General features: G+C 71.7%; 17 protein-coding genes. 7 read left to right on the forward strand and 10 right to left on the reverse strand.

Annotated elements, in window-relative coordinates; all coding sequences use genetic code 11:
- Nucleotides 1-29: 29 nt before the first annotated feature.
- The 3 genes from AB5J73_RS02505 to pdhA are packed head-to-tail and all read right to left on the reverse strand — an operon-like array spanning nucleotide 30 to nucleotide 3269.
- On the reverse strand, nucleotides 30-1205 hold the full coding sequence (locus AB5J73_RS02505; protein WP_370967690.1) for a dihydrolipoamide acetyltransferase family protein: 1176 nt from the start codon (nucleotides 1203-1205) through the stop codon (nucleotides 30-32).
- The gene (locus tag AB5J73_RS02510; protein ID WP_370967692.1) at nucleotides 1198-2193 is read right to left on the reverse strand and encodes an alpha-ketoacid dehydrogenase subunit beta; all 996 of its coding nucleotides are present in this window, start codon (nucleotides 2191-2193) and stop codon (nucleotides 1198-1200) included. The genes AB5J73_RS02505 and AB5J73_RS02510 overlap by 8 nt, the downstream gene beginning before the upstream one ends.
- Complete coding sequence (gene pdhA, locus AB5J73_RS02515; protein ID WP_370967694.1) at nucleotides 2193-3269, reverse strand: pyruvate dehydrogenase (acetyl-transferring) E1 component subunit alpha; 1077 nt, start codon at nucleotides 3267-3269, stop codon at nucleotides 2193-2195. The genes AB5J73_RS02510 and pdhA overlap by 1 nt, the downstream gene beginning before the upstream one ends.
- Before the next feature lie 125 nt (nucleotides 3270-3394).
- Here pdhA and AB5J73_RS02520 point away from each other — a divergent pair, with 125 nt between their 5' ends.
- From AB5J73_RS02520 to AB5J73_RS02530, 3 genes are all read left to right on the forward strand, one after another.
- Complete coding sequence (locus tag AB5J73_RS02520; RefSeq protein ID WP_370972880.1) at nucleotides 3395-3871, forward strand: Lrp/AsnC family transcriptional regulator; 477 nt, start codon at nucleotides 3395-3397, stop codon at nucleotides 3869-3871.
- 15 nt (nucleotides 3872-3886) lie between these two features.
- Complete coding sequence (locus tag AB5J73_RS02525) at nucleotides 3887-4372, forward strand: DUF2199 domain-containing protein (RefSeq protein WP_370967696.1); 486 nt, start codon at nucleotides 3887-3889, stop codon at nucleotides 4370-4372.
- A gap of 242 nt (nucleotides 4373-4614) precedes the next feature.
- Entirely contained in the window at nucleotides 4615-7203 is a 2589-nt protein-coding gene (locus tag AB5J73_RS02530; RefSeq protein WP_370972882.1) for an exo 1,3/1,4-beta-D-glucan glucohydrolase, read from the forward strand.
- Between the two features lie 52 nt (nucleotides 7204-7255).
- Here AB5J73_RS02530 and AB5J73_RS02535 read toward each other — a convergent pair whose 3' ends face one another.
- From AB5J73_RS02535 to AB5J73_RS02550, 4 genes are all read right to left on the reverse strand, one after another.
- Complete coding sequence (locus AB5J73_RS02535) at nucleotides 7256-7678, reverse strand: hypothetical protein (RefSeq protein ID WP_370967698.1); 423 nt, start codon at nucleotides 7676-7678, stop codon at nucleotides 7256-7258.
- Between the two features lie 654 nt (nucleotides 7679-8332).
- Complete coding sequence (locus AB5J73_RS02540) at nucleotides 8333-9754, reverse strand: sugar ABC transporter ATP-binding protein (protein WP_370967700.1); 1422 nt, start codon at nucleotides 9752-9754, stop codon at nucleotides 8333-8335.
- A 1-nt stretch (nucleotide 9755) separates the two neighbouring features.
- Complete coding sequence (locus AB5J73_RS02545) at nucleotides 9756-10796, reverse strand: sugar ABC transporter substrate-binding protein (protein WP_370967702.1); 1041 nt, start codon at nucleotides 10794-10796, stop codon at nucleotides 9756-9758.
- Nucleotides 10738-11787, reverse strand: a complete 1050-nt coding sequence (locus AB5J73_RS02550) for an ABC transporter permease (protein ID WP_370967704.1) — start codon at nucleotides 11785-11787, stop codon at nucleotides 10738-10740. Before AB5J73_RS02550 ends, AB5J73_RS02545 begins: the two co-directional genes overlap by 59 nt.
- A 105-nt stretch (nucleotides 11788-11892) precedes the next feature.
- Here AB5J73_RS02550 and AB5J73_RS02555 point away from each other — a divergent pair, with 105 nt between their 5' ends.
- Genes AB5J73_RS02555 through AB5J73_RS02565 form a run of 3 tightly spaced genes read left to right on the forward strand, consistent with a single transcriptional unit; the run spans nucleotide 11893 to nucleotide 14961 of the window.
- Complete coding sequence (locus tag AB5J73_RS02555; RefSeq protein ID WP_370967706.1) at nucleotides 11893-12636, forward strand: SDR family NAD(P)-dependent oxidoreductase; 744 nt, start codon at nucleotides 11893-11895, stop codon at nucleotides 12634-12636.
- 52 nt (nucleotides 12637-12688) lie between these two features.
- Complete coding sequence (locus tag AB5J73_RS02560) at nucleotides 12689-14137, forward strand: GMC oxidoreductase (protein ID WP_370967709.1); 1449 nt, start codon at nucleotides 12689-12691, stop codon at nucleotides 14135-14137.
- Nucleotides 14138-14190: 53 nt separating this feature from the next.
- Entirely contained in the window at nucleotides 14191-14961 is a 771-nt protein-coding gene (locus tag AB5J73_RS02565; RefSeq protein WP_370967711.1) for an IclR family transcriptional regulator, read from the forward strand.
- A 12-nt stretch (nucleotides 14962-14973) separates the two neighbouring features.
- Here AB5J73_RS02565 and AB5J73_RS02570 read toward each other — a convergent pair whose 3' ends face one another.
- The 3 genes from AB5J73_RS02570 to AB5J73_RS02580 all read right to left on the reverse strand — a co-directional run bounded on the left by AB5J73_RS02570 (nucleotide 14974) and on the right by AB5J73_RS02580 (nucleotide 17103).
- Nucleotides 14974-15405 (reverse strand): hypothetical protein, encoded by a 432-nt coding sequence (locus AB5J73_RS02570; RefSeq protein WP_370967713.1) that lies wholly within the window; start codon nucleotides 15403-15405, stop codon nucleotides 14974-14976.
- Between the two features lie 8 nt (nucleotides 15406-15413).
- The gene (locus AB5J73_RS02575; protein ID WP_370967715.1) at nucleotides 15414-15899 is read right to left on the reverse strand and encodes a hypothetical protein; all 486 of its coding nucleotides are present in this window, start codon (nucleotides 15897-15899) and stop codon (nucleotides 15414-15416) included.
- Between the two features lie 79 nt (nucleotides 15900-15978).
- On the reverse strand, nucleotides 15979-17103 hold the full coding sequence (locus AB5J73_RS02580) for a PucR family transcriptional regulator (RefSeq protein ID WP_370967717.1): 1125 nt from the start codon (nucleotides 17101-17103) through the stop codon (nucleotides 15979-15981).
- A gap of 117 nt (nucleotides 17104-17220) precedes the next feature.
- On the opposite strand from AB5J73_RS02580, the gene AB5J73_RS02585 reads away from it, so the two are divergent.
- Nucleotides 17221-18084 (forward strand): esterase/lipase family protein, encoded by an 864-nt coding sequence (locus AB5J73_RS02585; RefSeq protein WP_370967719.1) that lies wholly within the window; start codon nucleotides 17221-17223, stop codon nucleotides 18082-18084.
- Nucleotide 18085 lies beyond the last annotated feature (1 nt).

Raw genomic sequence — 18085 nt, forward strand, 5'->3', positions numbered from 1 at the left:
GTCACGGCAGGCCAATGCGGCCGGTGCGTCTACAAATCACCGAGGGCGGTGACGGGTGACTCCACGCAGTCGGCGACGAACCGCAGGAACCCGCCGGCCGTGCCGCCGTCGCAGACGCGGTGGTCGAACGCCAGCGTCAGCTCGCAGACCTTGCGCACGCCCAGCTCGCCGTCGACGACCCACGGCCGGTCGATGATCCGGCCGATGCCGAGGATCGCCGCCTCGGGGTGGTTGATGATCGCCGCGGACCCGTCGACGCCGAAGACGCCGTAGTTGTTGACGGTGAAGGTGCCGCCGGTGAGGTCCGCGGGCGCCAGCTTGCCGTCCCGCGCGGTGCGGGCCCGGTCGCCGATCGCCGCCGAGAGGTCCCGCGTCGACAGCGCCCCGGCGTCGCGCACCACCGGCACGACCAGCCCGCGGCCGGTCTGCGCGGCGAACCCGAGGTTGATCTCGTCCAGCAGGACGATCTCGTCGCCCTCGACGCGCGAGTTCAGCTCCGGGTACTTGCGCAGCCCGGCGACGGCGAACCGCGCGATCAGCCCGAGCAGGCTGACCGGCCGGTCGGACTTGGCGTTGAGGGCCGCGCGGGCGGCGACCAGCCCGGTCGCGTCGACGTCCACCCAGACCGTGGCCTCGGGGATCTCGCGCCGGGACGTCGTCAGCTTGTCCGCGACGGCCTTGCGCACGCCGGTCAGCGGGATCCGCTTGCCCTTCGCGACGGGCTTCTTCAGCGCCGCCTCGACGTCGGCCCGGCGGATGATCCCGTCGGCGCCGGAAGCGGTGACCTTCGCGAGGTCGATCCCGTTGTCCGCGGCCAGTTTCCGGACGAACGGCGAGATCACGCCGGGCGCCTTGGCCTTCGGCGCGGGCGCCTCCGGACGCCGCGCGCGCTTGCGCCGGGTCGCGGGCGCGGTGCCGTAGCCGATGAGGACGTTGCCGCTGCCGGCGGACGTCGTGACACCGGGTTCGGCGAACCCGCCGACGCTCAGCAGCGGCGCGCCGACCGGCAGCAGCTGCCCCGGCGCGCCGTGCAGCGCGGACACCACGCCGGCGAACGGCACCGGCACCTCGACCGCGGCCTTCGCCGTCTCGACCTCGACGACGATCTGGTCGACCTTCACGGTGTCGCCGACGCCGACGTGCCAGTTCAGGATCGCCGCCTCGGTCAGGCCTTCGCCGAGGTCCGGCAGCAGGAAGTCAGGCACCGGCCACCACCGGGGTGTCGTGCCACTGCAGGCGCGCGATGGTGTCGAGGATCCGGTCGACGTCCGGCAGCGTGTGGCGCTCCAACTTCGGCGCCGGGTACGGGATGTCGAGCCCGGTCACCCGCAGCACGGGCGCGTGCAGCTGGTGGAAGCACTGCTCGGTGACGCGCGCGACGACCTCGGCGCCGTAGCCGCCGAAGCCGGCGGCCTCGTGCACGACCACCGCGCGGCCGGTGCGGCGCACGGACGCCGTCACGGTCTCGTCGTCGAACGGGCTCAAGGAACGCAGGTCCACGACCTCGACGTCCCAGCCTTCGTCCTTCGCCGCCTCGGCGGTTTCCAGCGCGGTGGCGACCATCGGGCCGTACGCGATGAGCGTGACGTCCTTGCCGTGGCGGCGCACGACGGCCTTGTCCATGGCCGGGCCGGTGCGGGTGAACGTGACCTCTTCGCCGGACCAGTAGCGCGCCTTGGGTTCGAGGAAGACGACGGGGTCCGGCGACTCGATGGCGTCGCGGAGGAGGTCGTAGGCGTCCTGCGCGGTGCCCGGCGTGACGACGCGCAGGCCCGGCGTGTGCGTGTAGTAGGCCTCGCTGGAGTCGCAGTGGTGTTCGACGCCGCCGATGCCGCCGGCGTAGGGGATGCGGATCACCATCGGCAGCGAAAGCGCGCCGCGGGTGCGGTTGCGCAGCTTCGCCACGTGCGAGGTGATCTGCTCGAACGCCGGGTAGGCGAAGGCGTCGAACTGCATCTCGACGACCGGGCGGAACCCGCCCATGGCCATCCCGACGGCGAACCCGACGATCCCGGACTCGGCCAGCGGCGTGTCGAAGCAGCGGTTCTCGCCGAAGTCGGCGGTGATCCCGTCGGTGACCCGGAAGACCCCGCCGAGCGCGCCGACGTCCTCGCCGAAGACGAGCACCCGGTCGTCGTCCTTGAGCGCGTCCCGCAGTGCGGCGTTGAGCGCCTGCGCCATCGTGGTCGTCATCAGACCTCCAACTCGGCTTCGAGGGCCGCCCGCTGGGCTTCCAGCTGGCGGGTCGGCTCGGCGTAGACGTGGTCGAACAGGGACATCGGGTCGAGCTCGGGCTCGGCGTTCAGCGTGTCGCGGACGGTCTGGGCGAACTCCTCGGCTTCGGCGTGGCAAAGCTCGATTTCGGGCTCGCTCAGGGCGTTCCGGTCCTTGAGGTAGGTCTCGAGCCGTCGCAGCGGGTCCGCTTCACGCCACTTCGCGACTTCTTCGGCTTCGCGGTAGCGGGTGGCGTCGTCGGCGTTGGTGTGGGCGTCGATGCGGTAGGTGTGGGCCTCGACGAGCACCGGCCCCCGGCCTTCGCGCGCGTGCCGCACCGCGTCGTCGAGGACGGCGAGGACCGCGACGGCGTCGTTGCCGTCGACCTGCTCCGCGCGCATGCCGTAGCCGACGCCCTTGTACGCCAGCGCTTCCGCGGCGCTCTGCTTCTCGAAGGGGACGGAGATGGCGTAGCGGTTGTTCTGCACGAAGAACACCGCGGGCGCCTTGAAGACGGCGGCGAAGTTGAGCGCCTCGTGGAAGTCGCCCTCACTGGTGGCACCGTCCCCGATGAGCGCGAGCGCGACGGCGTCCTCGCCCTTCCGCTGCATCGCGTGGGCGAGCCCGGCGGCGTGCAGGGTCTGCGTGGCGAGCGGCGTGCACTGCGGCGCTACGCGCGTCTCGGCGGGGTTGTAGCCGCAGTGCGCGTCGCCGCGAAGCAGCGTCAGGACCTCGCCGGGCTTGAGACCGCGCGCGATGAGGGCGACCGAGTCGCGGTAGGTGGGGAAGAGCCAGTCGTCGTCCTGCAGCGTCAGCGCGGCGGCGACCTGGCAGGCCTCCTGGCCGGCACTGGAGGGGTAGACGGCGAGGCGGCCCTGCTTGGTGAGCGCGGTCGCCTGGACGTCGAAGCGGCGCCCCAGGACCATCAGCCGGTAAGCCGCTTTGAGCCGGTCTTCAGCCGGCTCGGCGTACCCCTCGTGCAGCTCGACGCGGCTCCCGTCCTCGGCCAGGAACCGGACCGGGGTCGCGGACGGCAGCAAGGTCTTCACGGACACCACCTCTCGCAGACATATGATGCTGAAATGGTGGTTCTCGGCGGTGTTGTGTTCAAGGGTTCGGCGAAATGAGCGACAAACAGTCGTCTTCGGGGTCACCTGGAGACCAAACGTCCACGGGTGGCCTGACTCACGGCGGCCTGCCGGGACGAACGGCACCGGCGTTGGACGACGTCGATCGCGCGATGCTGGCGGAGCTGTCGGCGGACGGCCGCCTGGCGGTCCGTGCCCTGGCGGAGAAGCTGCACGTTTCGCGCACGAACGCTTACGCACGGTTGGAAAGACTGCTGGCGGAGGGCGTGATCACGGGTTTCGGCGCCCGCATCGACCCGCGCCGCGCGGGACTGGGGACGTCGGCGTACATCATGGTGACGGTCGAGCAGACGTCATGGCGGACGATGGCGACGGATCTGCACGAGATCCCGTACGTCGACCACGTGGCCCTGGTGGGCGGGGACTTCGACATCCTGCTGCTGGTCCGGACACCGGACAACCAGACGCTGCGCGACGTGGTGCTGGAGCGGCTGCAGGCCTTGGAGGGGGTGCGGTCGACGCGGACCTGGCTGATCTTCGAGGAACTCCCCGGATCGGTGCTGAGCTGACCTACGCTGCCGACCATGACCGGCTACACCTGCACGAGCTGCGGCGAGCACCACGAAGAACTCCCCTTCGCCTACAGCGCACCCGCGCCGGCCTTCTGGCGGGACGATCCCGCCGACGTGCTCGAACCCGAACGCTGCGTCATCGGCGGCGAGCACTACTTCCTCCGCGGCCGCCTGGTCCTGCCGGTCCTCGACGCCGGTGAAGACTTCGAGTGGGGTGCCTGGGTCTCCGTCAGCAAGGACAACTTCTTCCGCGCCGAAGAACTCTGGGACAGCCCGCGCCGCACGGCCGAACCGCCGTACTTCGGGTGGCTCGCGACCGAATTGCCCGGGTACGAGCCGGGGACCCTCAACCTCAAGACCAACCTGCACACCCGCCCGCCCGGGGAGCGGCCGCTGATCGAGGTGGAACCGACCGGGCACCCGCTCGCCGTCGAGCAGCGGGACGGGATCACGCTGATCCGGGTCCAGGCCGTCGCCGAACTGCTCCGGCACTCCTGACGAACGGGCAAAACCCTTGCCCGCCAGCACCCTTGTACTTCACCGCCACAGCGACTAGATGTGATCCCGTCGCCGCCCGACTCTTATTTTATGTCGAGAAATAACTACCCCGAAACCTATTGACGTCGCTCGCTCGCCCGGTGAGGATCGGCCGGTCCGCCGTTCATCGCAGAATGGACCAGACCATGGCCAGAAGATCCCGCGCGTGGGTCCGTGCACGCCGAAGTTCGCTCGTCACCCTGATGAGCCTGAGCCTGCTGGGCGGGGTCGCCCAGGCGCTCCCCGCCCAGGCCGAGGCGCCACAGCCCGTCATCGGCCAGCCCGCCAAGGACGCGAACGGCTGCGCCAAGATCGAGAAGAGCCTGCCCACCCTCGCGGACTGGCCGAAGGTCGACAGCCGGTTCAAGGGCAAGGCCGACGACGAGGCGCGCATCGCCAAGATCCTCGCGGGCATGACCCTCGAGGAAAAGGTCGGGCAGATGACGCAGCCCGAGATCACCTCGATCACCCCCGACGAGGTCAAGCAGTACGCCATCGGCTCCGTCCTCAACGGCGGCGGCGCGTGGCCCGGCGGCAACAAGCACGCCACCCAGCAGGACTGGCTGAACCTCGCCGACGCCTACTGGAACGCCTCCAAGACCAGCCGCACCAAGATCCCCGTCATCTGGGGCATCGACGCCGTGCACGGCAACAACAACATCTACGGCGCGACCCTCTTCCCGCACAACATCGGCCTCGGCGCCGCGCACGACCCGTGCCTGGTGCGCGACGTCGCCGGCGCGACCGCGCGGCAGATCCGCGCCACCGGCCAGGACTGGGCCTTCTCGCCCACCCTCGCCGTCGTGCAGGACGACCGCTGGGGCCGCACCTACGAAGGCTTCTCCGAGGACCCGCGCATCACGCGCTCCTACGGCTTCGAGGCCATCGACGGACTGCAGGACGGCGCCACCAAGCGCATCGGCTACAACGGCGTGATCGCCACCGCCAAGCACTTCATCGGCGACGGCGGCACGCTCAAGGGCCAGGACCAGGGCGTCAACCCGTCGTCCGAGGCCGACATGATCAACATCCACGGCCAGGGCTACTACGGCGCGCTCGCCGCCGGCACCCAGACCGTCATGGTGTCGTTCAACAGCTGGACCAACACCGACCTCGGCATCAACGAGGGCAAGCTGCACGGCAGCGACAAGGCGCTGAACCAGATCCTCAAGGGCAAGATGGGCTTCGACGGCCTCGTCGTGTCGGACTGGAACGGCATCGGCCAGGTCACCGGCTGCACGAACTCCTCGTGCCCGCAGGCGATCAACGCCGGCATCGACATCGTGATGGTGCCCGCCGACTGGAAGGCGTTCATCACCAACACGATCGCCCAGGTGCAGAGCGGCCAGATCCCGATGGCGCGCATCGACGACGCCGTCACGCGCATCCTGCGCGTCAAGCTCCGCGACGGCCTGTTCGAGTCGCAGAAGCCGTCCGACCGCTCCTACGCGAACTCCGACGAGGCGCTGAAGGACAACTGGCTGGCCCGTGACGCGGCCCGCGCGTCGCAGACGCTGCTCAAGAACAACGGCAACGTGCTGCCGCTGAAGCCGAAGTCGAAGGTGCTGGTGGTCGGCAAGAGCGCCGACAACATCCAGAACCAGACCGGCGGCTGGACGCTGAGCTGGCAGGGCACCGGCAACACCAACGCCGACTTCCCGAACGCCACCTCGATCCTGTCCGGCATCAAGCAGGACCTCGGCGACGCGAACGTCACCTTCGACGCCACCGGCAGCGTGGACCCGAAGGGCTACGACGCGGTCATCGCCGTCATCGGTGAGACGCCGTACGCCGAGGGTGTCGGCGACCTGACCCGCAAGACCCTCGAGGCGTCGAAGCTCTACCCCGAGGACCTGGCCGTGCTGGACAAGGTCAGCGGCAAGGGCACCCCGGTCGTCACCGTCTACGTCGGCGGCCGCCCGCTGTACATGAACAAGGAGATCAACCGCTCCGACGCGTTCGTGGCGGCCTGGCTGCCCGGCACCGAGGGCGGCGGCGTCGCCGACATGCTGGTCAAGGGCAAGGACGGCACGGGCTACCAGGGCACGCTGTCGTACTCGTGGCCGAAGAGCGCGTGCCAGTCGCCGCTCAACCCGTGGTCCCCGGACTACGACCCGCTGTTCAAGCTGGGCTACGGCCTGAAGTCGGGCCAGCGCGTCACGATCGGCCAGCTGGACGAGACCCCGGGCCCCGCGGCCTGCGGCACGACCGGCGGCGGCGGGACCGCGACCGAGGACCTGTCGATCTTCGACCGCACGGACGTCGCCCCGTACAAGAGCTTCATCGGCTCGGCCTCGAACTGGGGCGGCACGGAGATCGGCCCGGACGGCGCGGCGGAGCACCCGGAGATCAACACCGTCCCGACGGACGTCAACGTGCAGGGCGACGGCCTGAAGACGACCTGGACCGGCACCGGCCCGGCCCAGCTCTACCTCCAGAACCCGGCGGGCACGAACGACCTGCGCAGCTACCTCAACGCCGACGGCGCGCTGGAGTTCGACACGATCGTGCAGCAGGCACCGGCCAACCGGACGGTGATCAGCATGCACTGCGTCTACCCGTGCTTCTCCGAGGTGAACGCGACGAAGCTGTTCACCGACCTCGCGGGCGGCGCGAAGACGACGGTGAAGATCCCGTTGTCCTGCTTCAACAACGGGCTGGACTTCGAGAACATCAACACCCCGTTCCTGGTCTACACCGACGCGCCGTTCCAGGCGTCGTTCGCGAACGTGCGCTGGGTACCCAACGGGGCGAAGGATCCTGATGCGAGACCTTGTTCGAGTTTGACCTAGGTACCGGCCGGGCCGGGAGCGACCAGCTCCCGGCCCGGTTCCTTTCACGGTTCTACGCGCTGACTTTCGTGTGCTCCGTCAGCAATGCTTGGGCCAGCCGCCTTGCCCACGCGGCCGCCGCCAAGAGCTCGCCCGCACTCAGCTTCGTCCACGCCACCATGATCGTGTCGACCTGATCGAGCCGCAGGCCACACCCGCTCAAGAACAGTCGCACCTGACCCGGACCGGTCGGCAGCCCGGTTCGCCCGGACGCGACCAGGTTGTACGCGGAACTGCGTGCGATGGACGTTTTTGCCGCCACCTGCCCGGCAGTCAGCCCTGAACGGTCGAGAACGAGGCGCAGCGTTCCCAGGAATTCCGGAACGGTGGCCGGGGTCAGTTCGCTCGGTCGCAGGACGACTCTCTGCGTGGAACTGAAAGTATCCGGCCCCCGGTCGGTGACCGAAGTACGCCGCAACTCGAGGCCGTTGATCACCCCAGAACGACTCCAGGGCAGTCGACGACCCGCGGGCGGCCTCACATGTCCCCCGCCGATTCGACCACCGGGCGAAACACTCGGACATACATGTTCAGCGTCACGGAAATCCCCGCTACGCCACCCTCCGCTGACAAGCCGAGCGCGGTGAGGCTCGCCATGAGAAAAGGAAGGTAATTCCTGCAGAGCAAGGTAGAGCCGACTCCGAGCAACAGCAATCCGATCCGGATGGTTGCGTTCGGAAGATCGCCTGCGACGAGTGCGCACGGCCGGTACCGCTTTCCCACCATCATCAGTCTCCCGGATGTGCAGCACCCCGGGTGCCCGGGATGACGGTCCAGTCGGTGAAGTCGGAGACGCCGGGTCTCTCGTCCGACGCGAGGTGGCACTCGGCGACGGACGCTTCCCACCTGGAGGGCACCGCACCAGCGGGATCGAAACAGGCGCACAATTCCGGTATATACCAGTATTGCGAGACCGGCGTAGCTCTGGTTGCATGCAACACGGGCGCGGACACGGTCCGCCCACGTTCCGGGTGTCGAGACGGTGAAGTCGGAGCACGGAACTCGGATGGAGGCCGGTGGCACGGCGCTCCATCACCCGAAGCCTCGGCGGTCCGAACCGGATCACCGAGGCTTCGATCCCTGGAATGCGTCAGCCGCTCGCGTTCATCGCCACGCTCAACGCCCGCTCGGACAGCTCCGTCCGGGTCAGCCGCGCCACCACCCGGCCGCGCTGGAACACCAGTACCCGGTCGCAGAGCTCGCACAGCTCCGCCAGGTCCGTCGACGCCAGCACGACCGGCTTGCCCGCCGCCGCCAGCGAAGAGATCACCGCGTGCATCTCCGCTCGCGCGCCGACGTCGACGCCGCGGGTCGGGTCGTCCAGCACCAGGAGCCGGAGGTTGACCTCGAGCCACTTCGCGAAGACCACCTTCTGCTGGTTGCCGCCCGAAAGACCGGCCACGAGGTCGTCCGGGGCGCCACGGATCCGCAGCCGCTCGATGTGGCGGCGGGCGGCCGCGCGGTGGGCTTCGCGGCGCAGCCACCGGCCGCCGCGGCCGGCGCCGAGCCAGGTGGCCGCGCTGGTGTTGAGCCACACCGGCTGGTCGAGCATCAGGCCGTAGCGCTTCCGGTCGCTGGGGACGAACGCGATCCCGGCCCGGACCGCGGCGCGGACCGAACGCGGCGCGGGACGGCCCCCGATGTGGATCCGGCCGGGGCCCGGTGCCCGGCCGGACAGCGCCGCCAGCACCTCGAGGTGTCCCGCGCCCTGGAGTCCCGCGAGTCCGACGATCTCGCCCTCCGCCACGGCGAACGCGGGCTCCTCGACCACGACCGCCGGCGGCCGGTGCCGGGGCGAAGGCCGCTCCGCGACGGAACCGACCAGCCGCTCCCCCAGCATCGCCTCGACCACGCCGTGGAGGTCCACCGACGCCCGCGCCACACCGGCCAGCACCACGTGGCCGTCGCGCAGCACGGTGATCCGCGAAGCGATCCGCAGCACCTCCTCCAGGAAGTGCGACACGTACACCACGGCGACGCCCCGCGAGACCAGCTTGCGCAGCACCGCCATCAGCCGCTCGACGGCGTCGGCGGGCAGCGCCGACGTCGGCTCGTCGAGGATCAGCACCGCCGGGTTCCGCAGCAGCGCCCGGCCGATCTCGAGCAGCTGCCGGTCCGCCAGCGACAGCGACCCGGCCCGGGCGTCCGGGGACACGTCCAGTCCCAGCTCGGCCAGCACCGGCGCCGCGAGCGAAGCCAGCCGTCGCCGGTTGAGCAGGAACAGGTTCTCCAGCACCGTCAGGTCCGGGAACACCGCCAGCTCCTGCGCCACCAGCGCGACCCCGCGGCCGACCGCGTCGCGAGCGGACGAGAACGCCACCGGCGAACCACCGAGCGACAGCGATCCCGCGTCCGGCCGGAGCACGCCCGAAAGGATCTTGACCAAAGTGGACTTGCCGGCGCCGTTCTCGCCGACCACGGCGTGCACCTCGCCCGGCGTCACCGCGATGTCCACTTCGGACAGTGCGGTGACGCCGCCGTAGCGCCGGGTCAGGCCGGTCGCGCGCAGCACGTCAGCGGGCCTCGGCCAGCGGCCGCACCAGGGCCGCCGGGTTCGCCAGGATCCGGTCGATCTCGGGCTTGTAGAAGTCGTACGCGGCCTGCGTCGACGTCTGCCGCTTGATGACCGCGTCGATGTTCGACGAGTCGACGACCAGGCCCGGCATCCGCAACCAGCCCTGCGGCAACGGTTTCTTCTCCTTGACCGAGCGGATCAGCAAGGCCGTCACGACGTAGCCCTTGAGGAAGTGCTCGGGGTCGACGGTGACGAAGTCGAGGCCGTCCTTGACGCCCTGCAACGTCTTCGCGTCGACGTCCGCGCCCGCGACGAGGTACTTGCCGTTCTCCGTCTGCTTGATCTTCGCCAGGTCGTAGCTGTCCGCGTCGCCGACGCCGAGGAACGCCAGCGCGCCCGGGTTCGCGTGCACCAAAGCCGCCCACGCGCCGTAGTTCTGGTTGGGGTCGCTGTAGGTCTGGAACGGGCCGAGCACCTTGATGCCGGGCGCCTTGGCGTTCAGCGTCTCCTTGATGCCGCGGGCGCGGCTGTCCAGCACCGGCGTGCCCGGGTTCGGGACGCCGACCACGACCGTCCCGGAAGGGTTGGCGGGTAGACGCTTCAGCAGTTCCGAAGCGAGCTGCACCCCGAGGTCGTGGTTGTCGTTGCCGACGTAGAACGTGATCTTGCTGCCGTCGGTGGGCGCGGTGTCCAGCGCGACCACCGGGACGCCGCGGTCGATCGCGGTCGCGGCCGGGCGGGTGAAGATCGGCGGGTCGAGGTTCTCCAGCACCACGCCGTCCGGGTTGGTCTGCGTGAGGTTGGTGAACAGCTGCTGCTCGGCGGGGCCGTCGGTGTTGGGCGGCCCGACCGCCTTGAAGTCGACGCCACCCTCGTGCCGCGCCGCCGTTTCCGCGCCCTCGACCATCTCGTGGGCGAAGTTGAGGCTGATGTTCGCCACGGCGATGCCCATCTTGAGGGTGCCGCCGGACTGCCCTGAGCTACCGCACGCGGTCGCGGTCAGGCACGCGATCAGGGCCAGGATCGGGATGCGTTTCACGGGATCTCCTCGGGAAGAGGCCACGGCCGCGCGTGCGGCGCAGCACGCTGTCGAAGGCGACGGCGAGCAGGATCACCGCGCCGGTGGCGAACGTCGTCCAGTTGATCGGCACCTGCAGGAACACCAGGCTGGCGGCGACGGTGGTGAGGATGAGGTTCCCGAGCACCGCGCCGGGCACCGAACCGCGCCCGCCGGCGAGCGGGGTGCCGCCGATGATGCAGGCGGCGATGGCGGTCAGCTCGTAGCCGTTGCCGACCGTCGGGTCGCCCGCGGTGAAGAACGCCAGGCCGAGCACGGCCGCGACGCCGCCCATGAACCCGGACAGGCCGAGCGCGGCGATCCGCGTCCGGGCGATCGGCAGGCCGCTGAACTCGGCGGCGTCCGGGTTGGACCCGACGGCCCGCACCCGGGCCCCGAACCGGGTCCGGGTGAACACGACCGTGAGCACGGCGGTCAGGGCGAGCAGCACCCAGACCGACGTCGGCACGCCGGCCAGCTCGCCGCCGAGCACGGCGAAGAACGCGTGGTCCAGGGGCAGGCCGCTGATCTGCTTGCCGTCGGCCAGCGCGAGCGCGGCGCCGCGGAACAGCAGCGCGGCGGCGAGGGTGACGATGAACGAGGGCAGCCGCAGGAACGTCGTGATCGCGCCGTTGAGGCAGCCGAGCGCGGTCGCGACGAGCAGGATCGCGGGCAGCGCGAGCCACGGCGACCAGCCGGCCCGGATCAGCACCGCGCCCAGCACGATCCCCAGCGCGTACTGCCCGCCGAGGGACAGGTCGACCTCGCGCATCGCCAGCGGGAACACCATCCCGCAGGCCATCAGGCCGACGTAGACCGAGCTCTGCGCGGTCGAAAGCAGGTTGACCGGGCGCAGGAAGTCCGGGTGCGCCAGCCCGACGACGACCACCAGGACGACCAGGACCAGCACCACCCCGAGCTCGTCGCGCACGACGTGCCGGTACCACGGGCGCGGGGCGGTGTCGGCGGACATAGCCGCGAAGGTCACCAGCCCGTCACCGGTTCGGCAAGACGCGCGTTTCGGTGGGTGAAACGGCGGCCTTGCCCGCGGACCGGGCCGGCCGCCAGGCTGCCGGCCATGCCGTCCAGCAGCCGGGTCGCCGTGGTCACCGGGGCCGCCAACGGGCTCGGCCAGGAGTTCTCCGTCGCCCTCGCCGGGCTCGGCCACCGCGTGGCCGGTTGGGACATCGAGAACCAGGCCGAGACGTCCGCGCGGGTGATCGCCGCGGGCGGGGAGTTCCTGCCGGTGACCGTCGACGTGACGCACCCGGTGGCCGTCGAGGCGGCGGTGGAGCAGGTCGTCGACGCGTTCGGCGCACTGCACATCGTCGTCAACAACGCCGGGATCTACCCGCCGATCGCCTTCGAAGAGACCACTGTGGACGATTGGCGCGCGGTCCTGCGGCTGAACCTGGAAGGCCCGTTCCTGGTCACCAGCGCCGCGCTGCCGCACCTGCGGGCGGCCGGCTGGGGCCGGGTCGTGAACATCGTGTCCGCGGTCGTCTTCCTCGGCCCGCCGGACCTGGTCGCCTACACGACCTCCAAGGCGGGGCTGGTCGGGTTCACCCGCTCGCTGGCCGCCGCCGTCGGCGCGGACGGCATCACGGTGAACGCCATCTCCCCCGGGCTGACATCGACCGCGACCGCCGCGCGGACGACCGGCGCGGGCGGCGGCTTCGAGCGGGTCCGCGCGCGGCAGGTCGTGCCCCGCACGGAACGCCCGGCGGACCTGGTCTCGACGCTGCGGTACGTGTGCGACGAGGGCAGCGGGTTCCTCACCGGCCAGACGCTCAACGTCGACGGCGGTTCGGCGTTCCACTGAATCAGGGAAAGTGACGACGCACTGAATCAGGGAAAGTGACGGGGAGGGCGGTGTGCACCAGCTGCTGGGCGCCGGCGAGGCCGCGGTGGTGACCCGGGTCTGCGAGCTGCTCGTCCCCGGCTCGGCCGCCGCCCGGCCGGACCGGTACCTCGCCGCGGCCCTGCCGGCCCTGGACGCGGGCGAGGAGGACGCGGTGCGCGCCGCGATCGGGGTCATGGCCGGCGTTTCGGACGCGGCGGAGCTGGCCCGGCTGGCCGGCAGCGCCGCCTTCGACCGGTTCCGGCGGCTGGCGATCGAGGCCGGCTACGGCGACCACGCCCCGCCGGGGCGGCGCGGCCCCGACGGGGCGGACGTCCTGGTGGTCGGCCGCGGCGGCACGCAGCTCGCCGCCGACCTGGCCGGGCGCGGCGCGGACGTGCTGCTCCTCGACAGCGTCCCGGCGCCCGCCCGGTTCGCCGCCGCCGGGGACGACGTCACCCTGGCCGCCGAGCCCGAACCGGTCGCCGCGGAACGCGCGCCCGAGACGTTCCTCGCCGGCCTGTCGCCGTGGTACGACCACGTCGAAGCCCGGCTGGGCCCGCCGGACGGGCCGCCGCCGCGGGACCGGCGCGTCGAGCCCGGCTTCACCGCCCTCGGCACCGGGCTGCGGCCGCTGCGCACCTGGTCCCCGCGTCCGGACCCGGGCGGGGCGCGGCTGCGCACCCGCTGCGCCGTCCGCCACGTCGTGCTCGACACGGCCGGCCGCCGGCCGCGGGTCACCGGTGTCGCCTACACCCGCGACGGCGGCGACGGCGAGCTGCGCGCCCCGGTCGTCGTGCTCGCCGCCGGTCCGCTGGACACCCCGCGGATCCTGCTGCGGACCTGGGAAAACGCCGGGCTCGACACGCCATCGGGGCGGCTGGTCGGCCGCGGTGTCGGCCTGCGCCCGGCGCGGTACGTGTACGGCCGGTTCGCCGAGGAGGGCGACTGCCGGACGGGCGCGTGCTGGCAGGGCGGCGAGGTTACCGTCGAAGCCACGGTCCGGCCGGAACCCGTCGCCTTCGCCCAGGGGCTCGTCGACGCCCGGCACCGCCCGCTGTGGGGCGCGGGACTCGCCGGGGCCGTCCGGGCCTACGGCCGCTGGAGCGGGCTGCGGGTGCTGGTCACCGACGACAACACCGCCGTCGCGGACCTCGGCGTCGGCGGCGAAGTCGTCGTGGGCAAGCGGTTCTCGGCGGCCGAACGGCGGAAGCTGGCCACGGCGCTCGAGTTCGCGGTCGCGGTGCTCCGCGCCGCCGGTGCCCGCGAGGTCGTCTGGAGCGGGCTGTCCGCGGCCCACCCCCAGGGCGGCGCGCCGATGGGCGACGACCCGGCGCGCTCGGTGACCGGCCCGGACGGCCGCTGCCACGACGTCGACGGCCTGTACGTCGGCGACGGCTCGCTGCTGCCGGCCGTGCTGCCGGTGCGGCCGGCCCTGACCGTGCTCGCGCTCGCCGCGAAGGTCGCCGGGGCGATCCGGTGACCGCTCGGCTCACCGGCGTTGCCCCCGGTTCGCGGCCGGATCATCATCACGGGATGACCGGCCCGCCGAAGTCCGTGCTCGCCCGCGGCCTGCTGCTGCTGGACGCGTTCTCCTCCGCCGACACCGAGCTGTCGCTGGCCGAACTGACCGCGCGGACCGGCCTGCCGAAGCCGACCGTCCACCGGCTGGCCGCGGAGCTGGTCGCCTGGGGCGGCCTGGAACGCGGCGACGGCCGCTACCGCCTCGGCATGAAGCTGTTCGAGCTCGGCCAGCGCGTCCCGCGGCGGCGCGACCTGCGCGAGGCGGCGCTGCCGTACCTGGAGGACCTATACGAGGCGACGCACGAGAACATCCACCTCGCGGTCCAGGACGGCCCGCACACGCTGTTCCTGGAGAAGGTCAGCGGACGGCGGTCGATGCCGATCGAGTCGGAGGTCGGCGGCAAGCTCCCGCTGCACTGCACGGCGACCGGCAAGGTGTTCCTCGCGCTCGGGCCTCCGGCCTACTTCCGGCGGGTCGCCCTCGCGGGACTGGCCCGCTGGACCCCGCGCACGATCGTCGCACCGGGCCGCCTGCGCCAGGAGCTCGCCCGCGCGGCGACGAGCGGCTACGGCGTCAACCACGAGGAGTACGAAGTCGGGGTGTCGGCGGTCGCGGCCCCGGTGTTCGACGCCCGCCGCCGTGTCCTGGCGGCCCTGTCGATCACGGGCAATGCGGCGAAGCTCGACCTCGACCGCCTGGCCCCGGCGGTGCGGACGGCGGCGCTGGCGTTGTCGCGGGAACTGGCGCTGGCGCCGGTGCGGAACCCGCTGGACGGGGGCTGAGCGGCGCCGGGCTCAGTGCTGCCTGCCGTAGGACTTCTGGCACGGGTAGCCGTCGTTCGTCGCCGACCAGCTCGCCGGATAGCCGTTCTGGGCCCAGGCCGCGTAGGCCTGCGCGTAGCTGTAGCCGGCGGCGTGCAGCCACTGGCACGGTGTCTGCCCGGCCGCCGGGGTGATGGCGATCCACGGCTGCGAGGTGATCCAGCTCGGCTGGGCGTACCACTGGCTCGACGCGGCGACGCCCGCCGGGGCGGCGGTCACGGTTTGCGGCGGGGGCACGAAGACGGTCTGCGGCACGGGCGCGGTCACCGTCGGCGTGCTCGGCGCGGTCACCGTCGCGGTCGAAACCGGTGCCTGGGAAGCGTTCCCGGCGATCGTGCGCGGCAACCCGCACGAAGCCAGTGCGAGCACGGCGGAAAGCGCCGCGACTGTCCGAAGTGTACGCATGGCGGTCCTCATCCCGTCCTGGTCATGTGACTCCCGACGATGACACCGCCGGAAACGGTGTACGTACCGGAAAACGTGCGGGTCGTGCCGTCGGTCTGGGCCGCCGACAGCACCACGTGGACGGTGCTGCCGCGGACGTCGGTGACGGTCAGCGTGTCCCACACCGTCGTCGCGAAACCGCCTGCGTACTTGGCGTACCCGCCGCCGCCCGCGATGCGGCTGCCGCCGAGGGACCACGCGGTGGCGTAGTCGTGCCGGTTGATCGCGTCGTAGTAGGCGATCACCGTGCCGGCTTCCGGGGTTTCCCTCGGCGGCAGGGAAACCGGCGGCTGGACGTACACCGGTGCGGGCACCGCGACCGTCGCGGTGCTGGTGACCGGCGCCTGCGGGACCACCGTGACCGGCACCGGCACGCCGGTCACCGGGATCCCGCACGCGGCCGCGCCCAGCAGCACCAGGGCGGCCACGGCGATTCTGGTCGCGTTCACGGCCATCACCTTCTTCCGTGTCCGCCCCCTGGAATCGGGCGGCCGGCGGGATCCGCAACGGATCCGGAGAACCGCGACGCAAGCGTTATCCCGTGGGATCCTGCCGGGAGATGTCGTAAGCCGTCATCGCGGCGGTCAGGTGGCGGGCGTCCGCGGGGCGCGTCGCGTCGTAGCCGGTGATCAGCTGGACGCGCCCGAGCCGGTAGGTGAGCGTGTTGCGGTGGATGTTCAACGCCGTCGCCGCTTCGCCGCGGTTGTAGCCCGAAGTCACGAACGCGCGCAGGGCGTCGATCAGGTGCGGGTGGTCTTCCAGCGGCACCAGGATCGCGGCGAGGGCTTCCCGCGCCGGGCTCGGCCGGGCCAGCTGGTACTCGATCGCCAGGTCCGCCAGGCGGTAGAGCCGGGGCGGGCGGCGCAGGCTCTCCGCCAGCCCGAGGACCTCCCCGGCTTCGGCGTGCGCGGCCGGGATGTCCGCGAGCGCCCGCGCGTGGGCGGCCGCCGCGGTGCACGGCCGCCCGCAGACGCGGTCCACGCGCGCCGCGACGGCGTCGGCCGCGACCCCGGCGGGCACCAGGAGCACGCCGCCGTCGCCCTTGAACGTCACCAGGACGCCCGGCTGGGTGTCCAAATCGGACCGGACCGCGCGGAAGAGGTCCGTCGCCGCGCGGGCACCCGCCGAGGCGGGCAGGGACGGCAGGTGGAAGACGACGACGTCGTAGCTCTCCGCCAGGTCGCGGCGCCGCACCGGACGGCCCGAAAGCAGGCTGGCCGCCAGGTTCTGGTGATCCTCGCGCCGCTCCCAGTCGAGGTCGTCGCGCTCCTTCAGGTACGCCGAGGCGACCCGCGGCATCACCTCGCCGAGGAAGTCCAGCATCCGCGCGCCGAGCAGCGCGCGGTCGCCGGCCGCCAGGTCCCACGCGACGCTCGCGGCCAGCGGGTAGATCTTCAGCACGGCGTCCAGCGGCAGGCCGTCGCGGGCCCGCTCGGCACCCCACGCGATCGGCAGCGCCAGCTCCTGCGCGGTCGGCCGCCGGTCCTCCGCGACGGTCGTCAGGAACAGCTCGAACACCGCCCGCGCGTTCGCGACCAGGTCGCCTTCCAGCACGCTCGCCGGCAGCAGCCGGTAGGCCGGGATCTCGGCGGCGCACCGGGCGATCATCGCGGCCGCGATCTCCCCGGCCCGCGGGAACAGCGCGTCGACGGCGTCCATACCCGGCATTGTCACCGTGCACAAACGGCCACGGCAAGTTTCTGCGCGTTTTGCCAGCAGACAGCGTTGATCAAGGAGCGCATGCTGTGCATGACAACCAGACGAAGGGACTTCGCAATGGCGCGGGGAACGAAACGATGGCTGGCCGCGATCGGCTTGGCGGGCGCGCTGGCGCTGAGCGCGGCGGTCCCGGCCCAGGCGGCCGGCGGCGGCGGCAACAACGACTTCGCGTGCCGCCCGAGCGCCGCCCACCCGAACCCGGTCGTGCTGCTCCACGGCACCTTCGCCACCTACTACGAGGACCTGAACTTCCTCCAGGCCGACCTGGCCGCCCGCGGCTACTGCACGTTCTCCCTGACCTACGGCGCCTACCCGCAGTTCCCCTTCGCCGGCGGGCTCAAGCCGGTCGCGGAGTCGTCGCTGGAGATCAAGGACTTCGTCGAAAAGGTCCGCGCGGCCACCGGCGCGGCGAAGGTCGACGTCGTCGGGCACTCCGAGGGCGGCCTCCAGTCGATCTACCTGGCCAAGATGCAGGGCATCCAGAGCGAGATCGGCAAGGTCGTCGCGATCGCCCCGCCGACGCACGGCGCCAACGCGTCCGGGCTGCTGACGCTGGCCTACACGCTGCTGGGCAAGAGCACGTGGGACACGATCGTGAAGACGATCGGCCTGCCGATCTTCGCCGACGAGCTGGACGGCGGCGCCGCGATCGTCGCGCTCAACACCGGCCCGGTCGCCCAGCCCGGCATCGACTACACGGTCATCACCTCCCGCTACGACGAGCTGGTGACCCCGACCGAGACGTCCTTCATCCGCGAGCCCGGCGTGCACAACCGGTACGTCCAGGACTCGTGCCCGTTCGACCCGGTCGGGCACATCGGCGAGGCGTACGACCTGAATGTCTGGCACCTGGTGCGCAACGCCCTCGACCCGGCGAACGCGGCACCGATCAAGGTCTGCGCGGTGGGTTCGCCGGGCTGAG

The sequence above is a fragment of the Amycolatopsis sp. cg9 genome, assembly GCF_041346945.1.
In the GTDB taxonomy this organism is placed as follows: Bacteria; Actinomycetota; Actinomycetes; order Mycobacteriales; family Pseudonocardiaceae; genus Amycolatopsis.

Bases quoted from the DNA above. Each gene is read 5' to 3' on its own strand.
- AB5J73_RS02525 (WP_370967696.1), top strand. From the start codon at position 3,887: ATGACCGGCTACACCTGCACGAGCTGCGGCGAGCACCACGAAGAACTC.
- AB5J73_RS02550 (WP_370967704.1), bottom strand. From the start codon at position 11,787: ATGTCCGCCGACACCGCCCCGCGCCCGTGGTACCGGCACGTCGTGCGC.
- AB5J73_RS02570 (WP_370967713.1), bottom strand. From the start codon at position 15,405: ATGCGTACACTTCGGACAGTCGCGGCGCTTTCCGCCGTGCTCGCACTG.
- AB5J73_RS02575 (WP_370967715.1), bottom strand. From the start codon at position 15,899: ATGGCCGTGAACGCGACCAGAATCGCCGTGGCCGCCCTGGTGCTGCTG.
- AB5J73_RS02585 (WP_370967719.1), top strand. From the start codon at position 17,221: ATGGCGCGGGGAACGAAACGATGGCTGGCCGCGATCGGCTTGGCGGGC.
- AB5J73_RS02510 (WP_370967692.1), bottom strand. From the start codon at position 2,193: ATGACGACCACGATGGCGCAGGCGCTCAACGCCGCACTGCGGGACGCG.
- AB5J73_RS02580 (WP_370967717.1), bottom strand. From the start codon at position 17,103: ATGGACGCCGTCGACGCGCTGTTCCCGCGGGCCGGGGAGATCGCGGCC.
- AB5J73_RS02555 (WP_370967706.1), top strand. From the start codon at position 11,893: ATGCCGTCCAGCAGCCGGGTCGCCGTGGTCACCGGGGCCGCCAACGGG.
- AB5J73_RS02530 (WP_370972882.1), top strand. From the start codon at position 4,615: ATGAGCCTGAGCCTGCTGGGCGGGGTCGCCCAGGCGCTCCCCGCCCAG.
- AB5J73_RS02565 (WP_370967711.1), top strand. From the start codon at position 14,191: ATGACCGGCCCGCCGAAGTCCGTGCTCGCCCGCGGCCTGCTGCTGCTG.